Raw genomic sequence first — 13,561 nt, forward strand, 5'->3', positions numbered from 1 at the left:
CCGGTACGCCCACATTTGCGTCAACCTGCCAGCGGACCGCAGTTCCGACCGTTGAAGATTGGGCGTAACATATGGGGCGGTGAGCCGGGAAGTCTGGTCGGCATTTCTTTGTTGACCTCCCGAGCTGGAGCATTATGAACACCTCTCCCGTACGCCCTCGCCTGCTCTCCCGCGGCCGCTACTCAGAAGCCGTGCGCATCGGCGAGATCCTGCGTCGAGAGACGGTTGGCGGTGCAATTCTTGTCGTCGCCGCGGTGATCGCGCTGATCTGGGCGAACTCCCCTGCCGCCGATTCGTATTTTGCTCTGCGCGATTTTCGGTTCGGATACGAGCCTTGGCACCTCGATCTGAGTCTCGGTCAGTGGGCAAGCGATGGCCTTTTGGCGATCTTCTTCTTTCTCGTTGGCCTTGAGCTCAAAAGGGAGTTTGTCGCCGGGGATCTACGCAATCCCTCGAAGGCCCTGGTTCCCGTTGCTGCCGCATTCGGTGGAGTGGTGTTTCCCGCGCTCATCTATGTAGCCATCAACTGGGGCAACGCGGAATCGTTGCGCGGGTGGGCTACTCCAGCGGCAACCGACATCGCTTTTGCGGTTGCCGTTCTCGCCATCATCGGATCGAGCTTGCCGACGGCCCTTCGGCTCTTCTTGCTCACCCTGGCTGTCGTTGATGACCTGATCGCCATCGCGATCATCGCCATCGCCTACACCGAGCAGATCCAGATCGTTCCGCTTCTGCTGTGCCTCATTCCCTTCCTCGTGTACCTCGTGCTGGCGCAGGTATTCCGAGACGCGTTCGCCCGACACCGGTGGATGGCGTGGGTCATTCTCCTGCCGATCGGCGCGGTCATGTGGGCGCTCCTTCACGCCACAGGCATCCATGCCACTATCGCGGGCGTAGCGCTCGGATTCGCGGTACCCGTCCTCCACAAGGCGGGTGCTAGCGGTGCTCCGGAGCAAGGTCCCGGGCTCGCCGAACAGTTCGAACACCGATTCCGCCCCCTATCGTCTGGTTTTGCGGTTCCCGTGTTCGCCTTCTTCGCGGCGGGGGTCGCTATCGGCGGGCTTGAGGGGTTCACGGCGTCGCTGTCTGACACCATCACGATCGGCATCATCGTGGCCCTCGTCGTGGGCAAGCCCATCGGCATCCTGGGGACCACGTGGCTGCTCTCCAAGCTCACCCGGGCCAAACTCGACGAATCGCTCCGCTGGATCGACCTGCTCGGCGTCGGCCTGCTCGCGGGAATCGGGTTCACCGTCTCGCTACTCATTGCGGAGCTGAGCTTCGGGCACGGCGTGCTCAACGATCACGCCAAGGTGGGCATCCTCTGCGCCTCGCTCCTCGCGGCCCTTCTCGGCAGCATCGTGCTCATCGCCCGCAACCGCCACTACAAGGCCATTGCCGCAGAAGACCTGATCGACGAGAACGCCGACGGAATCCCCGACAGCTACCAGAGGGGCGAGTAGCGGCCCGGCCGCGCTGACGCGGTTAGCGGGAGCGTGCGGCCTCGGCGAGGTACTGCAGCGCAAAGACATAGCCGAGCGTTCCCGCACCGGCGATCACGGCTGCCGCGACGTCGGAGAGGTAGGAGTGATGCCTAAACGCCTCTCTGGCGTGGACGTTGGTGATGTGAACCTCGACCATGGGCACCTCGGCGGCCGAAACCGCATCGCGAATGGCCACTGAGGTGTGGGTGTACGCCCCCGCGTTCAACACAATTCCAGAGGCACGTCCGCGGGCCGCCTGAATGGTGTCGACCAAAACACCTTCGTGGTTGCTCTGAACGAACTCCACGGTCACCCCGAGGTCGGCGGCGGCGGCGGCCACCTTAGCTTCGACATCCAGCAGGGTCTCGCTGCCGTACTTGGCGGGCTCGCGAGTGCCCAGCATGTTGAGATTCGGCCCGTTAAGCACGAGGATGATGGGCTGTTCTGCAGACATCGGAACTCTTTCGACGTGGTCTGATGTGGGTGAAGCGTTGCGCTTCTACGTCCCAGTCTGGCGCACGTCGGTGAGTGCCGCGACGATCGCATCTCCAGCGAGAGCCCGGTAGTGCTCGTGACGCTCGTCGTCGAGAAGGTCGCGGCCGAAAAGGGCGCGGAACGTATATCGGTTGGCCACATGAAAGATCGCATACGAGCTGATCATCATGTGGGCGTCGAGCGCGTCGACGTCGGCCCGGAAAAGGCCGGCCTCTACCCCGAGTTTTAAGATGCGCTCGAGGGTGTCGATCGCCGTGGAATTGAGTTCATGGATCACCGCAGAGCGGGTGATGTGCTCCGCCCTGTGCACGTTCTCAATCGCGACGAGCCGCACAAAATCGGGATGCGACGTGTGGTGATCGTAGGTGTGCTCGGCCAGGGCACGCAGGGCGTCGACGGGGCCGAGCCCTTCGATATCCAACTCTCGCTCCAGGGTGCGGATGCCCGTGTAGGCGTTCTCCATCACCGCAAGGTAGAGGCCCTCTTTGGAGCCGAAGTAGTAGTAGATCATCCGCTTCGTGGTGCGGGTGCGGGCGGCAATATCGTCAATGCGCGCGCCCGTATAGCCCTCGGCCGCAAACTCGGCGGTCGCGACGGTGAGGATGTCCTCCCGCGTGCGTTCCGGGTCGCGACGGCGAGCATCGGGGGTTGCTTCGGTGGTGGCGAGAGTTGCATCGCCCAGGTGAGTTGTCACAGTTCTCTCACTTAATCAGAAAGCGACGACCTGCGCCACGGGCAAGGTACCCCGCAAACGAGAAACGGCTGAACCCCCGTCTCCGGGGGTCCAGCCGTGTGCGATGTCCTGCGACATCACCTGTGTGCGCGAGGGGGGACTCGAACCCCCACACCCTTGCGAGTACTGGCACCTGAAGCCAGCGCGTCTACCATTCCGCCACTCGCGCAGACTCAGCGAGATTATCACAATGCGCAGCACTCTCTTTGCGGTCACTCCCGCCACGACCCCAGCCAATACGGATAACATCGTCAATGCCAGGGCGGCGGTATGCATCATTTGTTGCGAAGGAATATAACCAGTGGGACTTCTGGATAGCTTTGAACGGGGGCTTGAGCGTGCTGTCAACGGCGCGTTCGCTCGAACGTTCAAAAGCGGGGTCCAACCCGTTGAGATCACGAGCGCCCTCAAGCGTGAACTCGACACGAACGCTGCGATCGTTTCGCGTGACCGCATCCTGGTACCCAACACGTTCGTCGTGCGCTTGTCGCCTGCCGATCATGCACGGATGATGTCCATCGGGCCAGCTCTCATTGACGAGCTCACCAGCCTTGTGCAGCAGCACGCAACCGCCCAGAACTACCAGTTCGCTGGCGGCATCTCCATCACCCTCGCCAAGGATCCTTCGCTCACCGAGGGAATCATCAACGTCGATTCCGCCAACGTCAAGGGCGCTGTCACCTGGACGCCCGTGCTCGATATCAACGGCAAGCGCTACCCGATCACGCGTTCCCGCACCGTGATTGGCCGGGGCAGCGATGCCGACATCACGGTGGACGACAGCAGCATTTCGCGAAAGCACGTCGAGATTCTGTGGGATGGTTCTCGCGCCCAGGTTAACGATCTGGGTTCGACGAACGGCTCAGAACTCAACGGAAATCGCGTGTCGAAAGCTCCCCTCGCGCCCGACTCCGTGATTTCTATCGGCAGAACCCGTATCGTTTTCCGCGTGCTTGCTCAGGCAGCACCGAGCGGGCCCGCCGATGGGCGTGCAGACGAGCAACGAGGACGGTAGATGAGCGAGCTGACGTTGCTCCTGTTGAGGTTGGGCTTTCTGCTCATCCTCTGGGCCTTCGTCTTCGCCGTGGTCTATGCCCTCCGGTCCGATCTCTTTGGTGACCGGGTCCGCCGACTCCCCGCAGGTCAGGCCGCCACCAACAGCTTCGACTCCTCGCCTTTGGCGGCGGCACCAGCAGCGGCCGCGTCTCCCCGCCCCGCCGCGGCACCGAGCGGTGCACCCACTGGCACTCCCAAGCGGCTCGTCATCACGTCGGGCGCCAAGGCGGGCCTTGAGCTCCACCTCGGCAATGAACCCCTCACGATCGGCAGATCGTCGGACAGCGGCCTCGTCATCCGGGACGACTACACGTCGACCCACCACGCGCGCCTCATGCTGTGGGGCGATGACTGGGTCATCCAAGATCTTGATTCCACCAACGGCACGTTTCTTGAAGGAAAGCGTGTGACCACCCCCACCCCGGTGCCGGTTGGCGCTTCGGTCAAGATCGGCACAACGACATTCGAGTTGCGGCGGTAGGCGTGTCAACGACCGTCAAGAGCGCCGCCGTGTCTCACGTCGGCAAGATCCGGGCCAATAACCAGGATTCCGGCTACGCGGGCCGGCAACTGTTTGTCGTCGCGGACGGCATGGGCGGCCACGCCGGTGGCGACATCGCCTCGGCAATCGCGGTCAAACGCATCATGGAGGCCGACCGCCCATTCACCTCGGCCCACGATGCTGAGTTCGCCCTGCAGTCGGCTCTTGTGGCCGCAAACTCACTCATCGCCGAAACCGTGTTCGACCATCCCGAGCTCACGGGTATGGGCACGACTGTCACGGCCATCGTGCGCGTGGGCAATCAGCTTGCCCTCGCCCATATCGGCGACTCTCGCCTCTACCTCTACCGCTCCGGCGTGCTTGAGCAGGTCACGGTTGACCACACCTTCGTTCAGCGACTCGTCGATAGCGGCCGCATCACGGCAGAAGAAGCCGCGGTACACCCCCGGCGATCGGTGCTGATGCGGGTGCTCGGCGATGTCGAAGCCTCTCCCGAGATCGATACCGCCGTCGTCGATATCGAACCAGGCGACCGCTGGATGCTCTGTTCCGACGGTCTCAGCAGCTACGTCACCGACGAGAAGATCGCCGCCGTTCTCTCGTCTGTCCCCTCGCCGCGGGATGCCGCCGAACGCCTCGTGCGCGAGAGCCTCGACCAGGGCGCGCCCGATAACGTGACCGTGGTCATCGCCGACATCGATAAGACCGGCGATTCTGCCGCCAACCCACCCGTCCTGGTCGGTTCGGCCGCGCTGCCCCTCGAGTTCGCAGCCGACCCGTCTCGCAAGCCGCTTCGCCTGCCCACCCTGCTGTTGCATCCGCTCAAGGCCCTCCCAGAAGACAGCCACTTCGAGCCTGAGTCGGACGAGTTCCTGCAGGAGCTCATCCGCGAAGATCGGCGCCGGGCCACCCGTCGGCGCGTGTCGTGGCTCGTTGCTGTCGGCCTCGTGATCGCCCTCATTGTCACGGGGCTCGTGGTCGGCTACCGCTGGACCCAGTCACGGTACTACGTGGGCGCCAACGGCAACACCGTCGCGATCTACAAGGGCGTTCAGCAGACCATCGGCCCGATCTCGCTCTCCGAGGTCTATGAGGAGACAAGCATCCGCATCGATGACCTGTCGACCTTTGAGCAGCAGCGAGTACTCGACACGATTTCGGCCCCGAACCTTTCGTCGGCCCGCAGCATCATCTCGAGGTTGGAAGATGACAGCCCCTGACGCCAAGATGAGCCCCGCGAACCCGCCAACCGCGGGCGTTCGCGTGACCCTGCGGATGCCAGCACGGCTCCGCAACCTCGAGCTGGTTTTGCTCCTGGTTGCGTGTGCGATCAACGGGGCGGCGATGGCTCTGGTTCAGCTCGGCGCTGTCGGTTCCATCGACACGAGCGTTATCGCCCTGGGTGGAGGCCTCGCGGTTCTGGTCTTTGCCATGCATATCGCGCTGCGCATCGTCGCCCCGCAGGCCGACCCGTTCATCCTGCCCATCGTGACGGTGCTCAATGGGCTCGGCATCGCCATGATCTACCGCCTCGACTTGGCCGATGGCGTGTCGGGCTGGGAGTCTGCGGGTGTTCGACAGATCGCGTGGTCGGCACTCGCCATGGCCATCGCCATCGGTGTCGTCGTGGTCATCCGCAACCACCGGGTGCTTCAGCGCTACCGCTACATCGCCATGTTCTCAGGCATTGTGCTGCTGTTGCTGCCCATGCTGCCGGGTCTCGGTCACCGGGTCTATGGGGCGCAGGTGTGGATCAAGGTCGGTGGCTTCACGTTCCAGCCCGGCGAGCTCGCCAAGATCGCCCTGGCGATATTCTTCGCCGCCTATCTCGTCGACAGCCGCGACAGCCTCTCGATGGTCGGCAAGAAGTTTTTGGGCATCCGCTTTCCCCGCGCCCGGGACCTCGGCCCCATCCTGGTGATCTGGGCCGCGGCCATGGTCGTGCTGATCTTCCAACGCGACCTCGGTACGTCGCTGCTCTACTTCGGCATGTTCCTCGTCATGATCTATGTCGCAACGGGCCGGGCAAGCTGGGTGTTCTTGGGCCTCGGGCTCTTTCTTGGCGGGGCAGTCGTCGCCGGAACGACACTCGGCTACGTCGAGGGTCGCTTTCGTGGGTGGCTCGATCCCTTCAACCCCGAGGTCTACGACGCGGTCGGGGGAAGCTACCAACTCGTTCAGGGGCTGTTCGGCATTGCTAATGGCGGGCTCATCGGCACGGGGCTCGGGCTCGGCCGTCCCGACCTCATCCCCCTGGCCAACAGCGACTACATCGTGGCAAGCCTCACCGAGGAGCTCGGCCTGGCTGGTCTGTTCGCCATCCTGTGCCTGTACCTTCTTTTCGTCTCCCGCGGTTTTCGCATCGGCTTCTCCGCCCAGGATGATTTCGGTCGTCTTCTCGGCGTTGGCCTGTCGTTCGTGGTCGCCCTCCAGGTGTTCATCGTCATCGGCGGCGTGACCCGCGTGATCCCCCTGACCGGGTTGACGACGCCGTTCCTCGCGGCCGGAGGTTCATCTCTCGTGGCCAACTGGATCATCGCCGCCCTGCTTCTGCGGCTCTCCGACACCATCCGCAGCCAACCGAGATTGGTGGTGTGACGTGAATACTCAACTCAAGCGCGTCAGCATCGTCGTTTTGGTCATGTTTCTTGCTCTGTTCAGCTCGGGCACGATCATCAGCGTCGTCCAGGCGGACAATCTGCGGGCAGATTCCCGCAATGTCCGCACCCTCTACGAAAGCTTCTCGGCCGAGCGCGGACCAATCCTCGTCAATGGCACCCCCATCGCTGAGTCGGTTCCCGTCGACGACGATTTCAAGTTCTTGCGCGTCTACCCCGACCCCGAGGTCTATGCCCACGTCACGGGGTACTTCACCCTCAACCAGGGCAGCACGGGGCTCGAGGGCGCGCTCAACGATTACCTCTCTGGCACGGCGAACGACCAGTTCTTCGACCAGGTCGCCGCGATCTTCTCGGGTCAGTCCCCCAAGGGGGCAGCAGTCGAGACCACGATCGATCCGGTCGTTCAGCAGGCCGCCTGGGATGCCCTGGGCGATTACCGCGGCGCCGTCATTGCCCTCGACCCGGCAACGGGTGCCATCCTCGCCCTCGTGTCGAAGCCGTCATACGACCCCAACCTTCTGGCTAGCCACAACACGGCCGAGGTTATTTCGGCCTATGAGCAGCTCAACGCCGACCCCAACAAGCCCCTGGATAATCGCGCTATCGGGGGCGCCCTCTATCACCCGGGCTCCGTCTTCAAGGTGCTTGTCACTGCGGCAGCGATCGATAGTGGCGCTTTCACCCCGGACTCCACGGTGCCCAACCCGCCGACCCTGCAGCTTCCGCAGAGTTCATCGGTGATTTCGAACGCCGAGGGCGGCAACTGCGGCGGGGGCGAAACGGTGACTCTGGCCACGGCCCTTCGCCTATCGTGCAACATCGCATTTGCCCAGATCGGGCTCGACCTCGGCTACGAGACGATTGCTGACTACGCCGAGTCGTTCGGCTTTGGCAAGTCCGTCAAGATTCCGATGCCGGCGACCCCAAGCGTCTACCCCGAGCCCGAATCGGATGCCGAGCTCATGCTCTCGGCCTTCGGGCAATACAACGTGCGCGCCTCTCCGCTCCAGATCGCCATGATCAGCGCCGCCGTCGCCAACGGGGGGCGGCTTATGCAGCCCACTCTCGTTGAGCAGATTCTCGCAGCGGATCTCACCGAGCTTGTCGGATTCGATCCCTCAGTTTTCAGCACGCCGATCAGTGAATCCACAGCGGCGACACTCGTAAATTTGATGGTCGCAAACGTCGCCAATGGTGCCGCGAGTAATGCGAGAATAGCCGGGGTAGACGTGGGCGGAAAGACTGGCACAGCACAGAATTCCGAGGGGGTTCCCAACACTCTCTGGTTTACAGGATTCGCGCCTGCCGCTGATCCGCAGGTTGCGATCGCCGTGGTGGTCGAGAACGGTTCGGGGTTCGGCAATCAGGTCGCCGCGCCCATTGCGAAGAAGGTAATTGAGGCGGTGCTGAACAAATGAGACCCACTAGTGGCCTCACCTTCGGTGGGCGTTACCAGCTGTCCAGTCGCGTTGCGATCGGCGGCATGGGCGAAGTGTGGCAGGCGACCGATCTGGTCATCGGCCGCACGGTAGCCATCAAGATCCTCAAGGACGAATATCTCGGCGACCCGGGGTTTCTCGAGCGCTTTAGGGCAGAGGCCCGGCACGCCGCGCTCGTCAACCATGAGGGCATCGCCAACGTCTTCGACTACGGAGAAGAAGAGGGCAGCGCCTACCTGGTGATGGAACTCGTCCCTGGCGAGGCTCTCTCCACAATTCTCGAGCGCGAGCGTGTGCTCTCCACCGACCGCGTGCTCGACATCGTGGCGCAGACGGCGTCGGCACTCCACGCCGCCCACGCGGCAGGCCTCGTGCACCGCGACATCAAGCCGGGCAACCTTCTCATCACTCCCGACGGTCGCGTCAAGATCACCGACTTCGGCATTGCGCGCATCGCCGACCAGGTTCCTCTCACGGCGACCGGCCAGGTCATGGGAACAGTGCAGTACCTCTCGCCGGAACAGGCGAGCGGCCACCCAGCCTCGCCCACGACCGACATCTATTCGCTCGGCATCGTCGCCTACGAGGCCCTCGCTGGCCGCCGTCCTTTCACGGGCGAATCGCAGGTCGCCATCGCCATGGCTCAGATCAACGAGCAGCCACCGGACCTGCCCTCCACGATCTCCGAGCCGGTTCGCAATCTCGTTTATGCCTGCATCGCCAAGAGCCCGTCCGAGCGGCCCGCAACCGCTGCGCACCTGGCCAGGGCCGCGCAGGCCCTGCGACGCGGCGATGTCGCTGGCGCTATCGCCGCGGTACCCGCTGTTGCTGGTGCCTCCGACTTTACGAGCCTGCTGGCGGCGGGGGCGACGGATGATGCCGCCACGCGTGTTCTCCAGACGCCCAGCACGACTCCTATGACCCGATCGGCCGCTGTCGCTGCTGAAGAGGAGAAAAAGAAGGAGCGCAATCCCTGGACGATCCCCCTGATCGTCATCATCTCGGTGCTGCTCCTTGCCCTCATTGGCGTAATCATCGCGTTCGCGGTGAACTCCGGTGAGGAACCAGAGCCTTCCGAATCGAAGTCGACGTCGGCAACACCCAAGCCTTCGCCATCCCCAAGCCCATCGAGCAATAGGGTCACGATTAACAAAGACGATTTCGTCGGTATGACCGAGGCAGAAGCCCGCGCGGCCCTCGAAGCACTTGATCTTGCCCCCGACATCAGCACCGGAAATGTCGCGACAGACCCCGATAACGTCGGTCGCGTCTACGACATCAACCCCACGGGTTCGTTGAGCAAGGGAACGGTAGTCACGGTAAAGCTGTGGGCCAACATCCCCGCCCCCACCGAGCCCTCAGCGCCAACGGCAACCCCGACGACCGTCGTAGCTGGCGGATCGGTGACGATCACATGGCCGAGCTACCAGGGCTGCTCACCGGGGACGAGCCGCACGGCGTACCGTGTGTTCGTCAATGGAGCTGCCTACTCCGGCAACCCCCTCGCGGCCAACACCTCGAACGTCACGCTGACAGCGCCCGACACTGCTGGCAACCTCACCATCACCTACCTTGCCGAATGCTCGGGAACGGCGTCTCCGCCCTCCCCCGCCGTTGTTGTGCAGGTGACCGAGCCTGAAGCGGGCGCGCCGACCCCTCCCGTCCCCACAATCCCCTAGCCCCTCACTTATTCGGCCGTCGCCCAGGGCAGCCGCGCGCGCGGCACAATCGCGCGGGCGTGGCACCCAGGGGCCACCCGTTAGACTCACTGCGTCGGCCGAACAATCTGGAGATAGAACGTGACTGAAGATACTCGCCTCCTTGCTGGCAGGTATCAGGTTGGAAAGCTCATAGGGCACGGCGGCATGGCCGACGTGCACGTCGGCATCGACAACCGCCTCGGGCGCCGAGTGGCCATCAAGCTCCTCAAGCCCTCCCTCGCCACCGACCCCAACTTTCGGTTGCTGTTCCGCGAGGAGGCCCAGAAGGCCGCCCGCATGGCGCACCCCACCATCGTTCGCGTCTACGACGCCGGCGAAGAAACCGTCACGGATGGCAACGGTCACGAGACCCAGGTTCCCTTCATCGTCATGGAATACGTCGATGGTCGCCTGCTCAAAGACATCATCGCCGACGGCCCCCTCGAGCCCAGGGAAGCCGTTCGCATTGCCGACGGCATCCTCACCGCCCTCGAATACAGCCACCGCGCCCTCGTTGTGCACCGCGACATCAAACCCGGCAACGTCATGGTCACCCAGAGCGGCCAGGTCAAGGTCATGGACTTTGGCATCGCGCGAGCGGTTAGTGACAACTCCGCAACGGTTGCCGACACGAGCAGGGTTCTCGGCACCGCCCAATACTTTTCTCCAGAGCAGGCCCGCGGCGAGACGGTCGACTCCCGCACCGACCTGTATTCCACCGGCATCGTGCTGTTCGAGATGCTTACGGGCCAGCCGCCGTTCCGCGGGGAACGCGCCGCTGCGGTCGCGTACCAGCACATCAGCGAGGCGCCCGTACCCCCGAGCACCTTGAACCCCAAAGTTTCTCCCGCGCTCGATGTGGTCGTTCTGCATGCGCTTGCCAAGGACAAGTTCGAGCGGTTCCAGACGGCCTCGGAGTTCCGCGACGAGCTCGAGACTGCGGCATCGGGTGAGATCCCCCACCGCAAGGCTGCGGGTGGCGACTTCAACTCAACCCTTTTTGGTGCGGCTCCCACCGCCGTCACCAGCTCAGACTCCGCACTACGTCAGTTTTCATCCGAGGGCACAGAGCGGGCGGTTCGCACGCAGTCCCGGCCGCCCGTTGCGTGGATCTGGGCAGGCATCGCCCTGCTCATCGCCGTACTCGCCGCGCTGGGTATGTGGCTGGTTAGCCTGCAGTCCCCCGACCTTGGGTCCACTATCTCCGTGGAGGTTCCCGACATCGTCGGCGCCCAGTTCGATGCCGGGGCCGCAACCCTTGAGAGCAAGGGTCTTGTCGCGTCACGATTCGACGTCGCGGACGACACGATCGAGCGGGGTGAGATCATCCGCACCGACCCAGAACCCGGCCGGCGCGTCGCTCCCCAGCAGGTCGTTAAGGTCTACGTATCGCAGGGGCCAGCATCCGTGTCGATCCCTCAACTGACCAACCTCTCCGAAGAAGCGGCCCGGCAGGCGTTACTAGACCGCTCGCTTGAGCCCGGGTCGTCGACGCAGGAGAACTCGTCTACGGTCGCGGCAGGAACGGTCCTGCGCAGCGATCCCGAGGCGGGCACCGTCGTGCAAGAGGGCGATACCGTCAACCTCATCGTCTCGAGCGGGCTCGTCACCGTGCCCTCAGTGGTCGGCCAGCCCATCAACACGGCAAACGGCACGCTCTCCGCCCTGCAACTGAGCGTGGTCGCCAACCCCGATCAGAACTGTTCCGGTCTCACCGTGACCGGGCAGAGCCTCGCGCCCGGCGATCACCCGCAGCGGTCGACCATCACGATCACCTATTGCTCGGGATAGCCCCAAGCTCCCACTAGCGCCGTTCTCGTTAGCGCAGCTCTCGCTGGCGGCTCGGGCGAGATTGCCTAGGCCAGGTTGACCAGGGGGCTCAGTCCCTTCGCGGTTTCACGAGCCTCGGCAAGTCCCGCTACAGAAAGCCAGTTGGCCAGCATCGCGTGCCCACCCTCGGTGAGTACGGACTCGGGGTGGAACTGCACCCCATAGATCGGTGCGCTTTCGTGGCGAACGCCCATGATCACGCCGCCATCGGTGCGGGATGTCACGATGAGCTCGGCGGGAACGGTCGAGTCGACAATGGCCAACGAGTGGTACCGCGTTGCCCTAAAGGAGTGGGGAACGTCGCGATAGAAGTCGCTGTCGTCGTGGGTGACCATCGACGTCTTGCCGTGCATGAGTTCATCGGCGTGGGTGACGGTAGCGCCCAGCGCCTCGGCAATTGCCTGGTGGCCAAGGCACACTCCCAACAGAGGAGTCCCGCTCTGGAGTGCCGCGAGAACGATCGGGATCGAAACTCCGGCATTGGCCGGCGTACCCGGCCCGGGAGAGAGCAACACCGCGTCGTAATCGGCGATGCGCTGTGCAGCATCTTCCGCTGCGAAATCATCGTTGCGCACAACGTCGGTCTCCGCGCCAAGCTGCAGCAGATAGCCGTTGAGCGTGTAAACAAAGCTGTCGTAATTGTCGACGACGAGTACCCGGGTCATTACTGAACCGTCACCTCCGGAACACTGATGAAGGAATTAACCCAGGGAAATACCCAGAGCACGAGGACGAGAAGCGCGAGCACCACAATGGCGACCGCGCAGACGATGCGCACCCAGAGCGGGCCGGGCAACAATCTCCACAGGGCAGCGTACATCAGGCGCCCACCCCCTGAAGGGCAGCGAGCTCTGCCGGCATTCCCGCGGATGCTGGCTGCCACGCTTCGAGAACGCCGTAGGCGACAATGCGCTCAGCCGCAGAGAACAGTGGATTGCAGCTCGTCAGGGTGATGTACCGTTCCCCCGGTGCAACGCCGGGAGCCTGAGGAATCGGTTCGATTACCCCCACACCCGTTGGTCGCACGTACTCCAGATTGCGGTAGCGGTAGGTGTACCAGCCGTCCACGGTCTGCACGTATATGGCGTCGCCCACCTGGAGTTCGCCGACCTTCTTGAACGGAGCACCCCAGGTTGTGCGATGCGCGGCGAGGGCGAAGTTGCCCACCTCGCCCGGCAGCTGCGTTTCGGGGTAGTGGCCCACACCGAGGTCCTTCTTATTAAGCACCTGGGTGAGACTCACGCCCTCTGCGATCACCCGAATGTAATCACTGCCGAATCGCGGGATGTAGAGGGTCGCAAAAGCTTTGCCACCGGCGACGGCAACCGTGCTCACGGGCGGATCGCCGTGGTCGACGGAGGCATCCGACTCCACGGGCGGTGCAGTGGGCGCCGTCGTCTCGGCCGGAGGAGCGGTTGTTGCCGCCTCAGAGAGCGACTCGCTGAGCGCCACAGCGCTGTCGCGCTGTTCGTTCCCCACGAGAATGTCGTTGAGCCAGAGCTGCCAACCCAGAAAGAGGAATACGAGAACGCCAGCAGTCACAAAGAGCTCCCCGAGCACTCCGAACACGCTCACGCGCCCGACGCGCAGAGGGCGCTCGGGGCGAGCTTCGACCTCGCTCGGCTCCATAGGGGCGATTCTAGCGACGGTATCCGGCTAGAATCTGCACATGGCCAGATCGACGAACTCGAAGACCGACGC

General features: G+C 63.7%; 13 protein-coding genes and 1 tRNA gene. 8 read left to right on the forward strand and 6 right to left on the reverse strand.

Features of this window, described 5'->3' with window-relative positions:
- The first annotated feature begins 134 nt into the window (after positions 1 to 134).
- The gene (gene nhaA, locus AC062T_RS04250; protein ID WP_476027701.1) at positions 135 to 1,463 is read left to right on the forward strand and encodes a Na+/H+ antiporter NhaA; all 1,329 of its coding nucleotides are present in this window, start codon (positions 135 to 137) and stop codon (positions 1,461 to 1,463) included.
- Positions 1,464 to 1,485: 22 nt separating this feature from the next.
- Here the strand turns inward: nhaA and aroQ are convergent, their stop codons facing one another.
- The 3 genes from aroQ to AC062T_RS04265 form a co-directional block, all read right to left on the reverse strand.
- Positions 1,486 to 1,938, reverse strand: a complete 453-nt coding sequence (gene aroQ / locus AC062T_RS04255) for a type II 3-dehydroquinate dehydratase (protein ID WP_108514544.1) — start codon at positions 1,936 to 1,938, stop codon at positions 1,486 to 1,488.
- A gap of 45 nt (positions 1,939 to 1,983) precedes the next feature.
- Complete coding sequence (locus tag AC062T_RS04260) at positions 1,984 to 2,673, reverse strand: TetR/AcrR family transcriptional regulator (RefSeq protein ID WP_476027704.1); 690 nt, start codon at positions 2,671 to 2,673, stop codon at positions 1,984 to 1,986.
- A gap of 125 nt (positions 2,674 to 2,798) precedes the next feature.
- Positions 2,799 to 2,881: transfer RNA gene (locus AC062T_RS04265), tRNA-Leu, on the reverse strand.
- Between the two features lie 132 nt (positions 2,882 to 3,013).
- On the opposite strand from AC062T_RS04265, the gene AC062T_RS04270 reads away from it, so the two are divergent.
- The 7 genes from AC062T_RS04270 to pknB all read left to right on the forward strand — a co-directional run bounded on the left by AC062T_RS04270 (position 3,014) and on the right by pknB (position 11,821).
- Complete coding sequence (locus tag AC062T_RS04270) at positions 3,014 to 3,727, forward strand: FhaA domain-containing protein (RefSeq protein ID WP_476027706.1); 714 nt, start codon at positions 3,014 to 3,016, stop codon at positions 3,725 to 3,727.
- Positions 3,728 to 4,249 carry an FHA domain-containing protein FhaB/FipA gene (locus AC062T_RS04275; protein ID WP_476027708.1) on the forward strand — a complete coding sequence of 174 codons (522 nt, stop codon included), beginning with the start codon at positions 3,728 to 3,730 and terminating at the stop codon, positions 4,247 to 4,249.
- 2 nt (positions 4,250 to 4,251) lie between these two features.
- The gene (locus AC062T_RS04280; protein WP_476027710.1) at positions 4,252 to 5,490 is read left to right on the forward strand and encodes a Stp1/IreP family PP2C-type Ser/Thr phosphatase; all 1,239 of its coding nucleotides are present in this window, start codon (positions 4,252 to 4,254) and stop codon (positions 5,488 to 5,490) included.
- Positions 5,491 to 5,497: 7 nt separating this feature from the next.
- The gene (locus tag AC062T_RS04285) at positions 5,498 to 6,868 is read left to right on the forward strand and encodes an FtsW/RodA/SpoVE family cell cycle protein (protein ID WP_476027724.1); all 1,371 of its coding nucleotides are present in this window, start codon (positions 5,498 to 5,500) and stop codon (positions 6,866 to 6,868) included.
- Between the two features lies 1 nt (position 6,869).
- On the forward strand, positions 6,870 to 8,309 hold the full coding sequence (locus AC062T_RS04290; protein ID WP_476027712.1) for a peptidoglycan D,D-transpeptidase FtsI family protein: 1,440 nt from the start codon (positions 6,870 to 6,872) through the stop codon (positions 8,307 to 8,309).
- Positions 8,306 to 10,009, forward strand: coding sequence for a protein kinase domain-containing protein (locus AC062T_RS04295; RefSeq protein WP_476027714.1), 1,704 nt, complete (start codon positions 8,306 to 8,308; stop codon positions 10,007 to 10,009). The genes AC062T_RS04290 and AC062T_RS04295 overlap by 4 nt, the downstream gene beginning before the upstream one ends.
- A gap of 120 nt (positions 10,010 to 10,129) precedes the next feature.
- Positions 10,130 to 11,821, forward strand: a complete 1,692-nt coding sequence (gene pknB, locus AC062T_RS04300) for a Stk1 family PASTA domain-containing Ser/Thr kinase (protein ID WP_476027716.1) — start codon at positions 10,130 to 10,132, stop codon at positions 11,819 to 11,821.
- 65 nt (positions 11,822 to 11,886) lie between these two features.
- Here the strand turns inward: pknB and AC062T_RS04305 are convergent, their stop codons facing one another.
- From AC062T_RS04305 to AC062T_RS04315, 3 genes are read right to left on the reverse strand one after another with little or no spacing between them, the layout of a single operon-like run.
- Entirely contained in the window at positions 11,887 to 12,525 is a 639-nt protein-coding gene (locus tag AC062T_RS04305) for an anthranilate synthase component II (RefSeq protein WP_476027718.1), read from the reverse strand.
- Positions 12,525 to 12,680, reverse strand: a complete 156-nt coding sequence (locus tag AC062T_RS04310) for a hypothetical protein (protein WP_476027720.1) — start codon at positions 12,678 to 12,680, stop codon at positions 12,525 to 12,527. The genes AC062T_RS04305 and AC062T_RS04310 overlap by 1 nt, the downstream gene beginning before the upstream one ends.
- Positions 12,680 to 13,489 (reverse strand): class E sortase, encoded by an 810-nt coding sequence (locus tag AC062T_RS04315; RefSeq protein WP_476027722.1) that lies wholly within the window; start codon positions 13,487 to 13,489, stop codon positions 12,680 to 12,682. Before AC062T_RS04315 ends, AC062T_RS04310 begins: the two co-directional genes overlap by 1 nt.
- Positions 13,490 to 13,561: the final 72 nt, after the last annotated feature.

The organism is Homoserinimonas sp., from assembly GCF_056262345.1.

Coding starts and splice junctions, on each gene's coding strand:
- nhaA (WP_476027701.1), top strand. CDS start 135: ATGAACACCTCTCCCGTACGCCCTCGCCTGCTCTCCCGCGGCCGCTAC.
- aroQ (WP_108514544.1), bottom strand. CDS start 1,938: ATGTCTGCAGAACAGCCCATCATCCTCGTGCTTAACGGGCCGAATCTC.
- AC062T_RS04275 (WP_476027708.1), top strand. CDS start 3,728: ATGAGCGAGCTGACGTTGCTCCTGTTGAGGTTGGGCTTTCTGCTCATC.
- AC062T_RS04285 (WP_476027724.1), top strand. CDS start 5,498: ATGAGCCCCGCGAACCCGCCAACCGCGGGCGTTCGCGTGACCCTGCGG.
- AC062T_RS04295 (WP_476027714.1), top strand. CDS start 8,306: ATGAGACCCACTAGTGGCCTCACCTTCGGTGGGCGTTACCAGCTGTCC.
- AC062T_RS04305 (WP_476027718.1), bottom strand. CDS start 12,525: ATGACCCGGGTACTCGTCGTCGACAATTACGACAGCTTTGTTTACACG.
- AC062T_RS04310 (WP_476027720.1), bottom strand. CDS start 12,680: ATGTACGCTGCCCTGTGGAGATTGTTGCCCGGCCCGCTCTGGGTGCGC.
- AC062T_RS04315 (WP_476027722.1), bottom strand. CDS start 13,489: ATGGAGCCGAGCGAGGTCGAAGCTCGCCCCGAGCGCCCTCTGCGCGTC.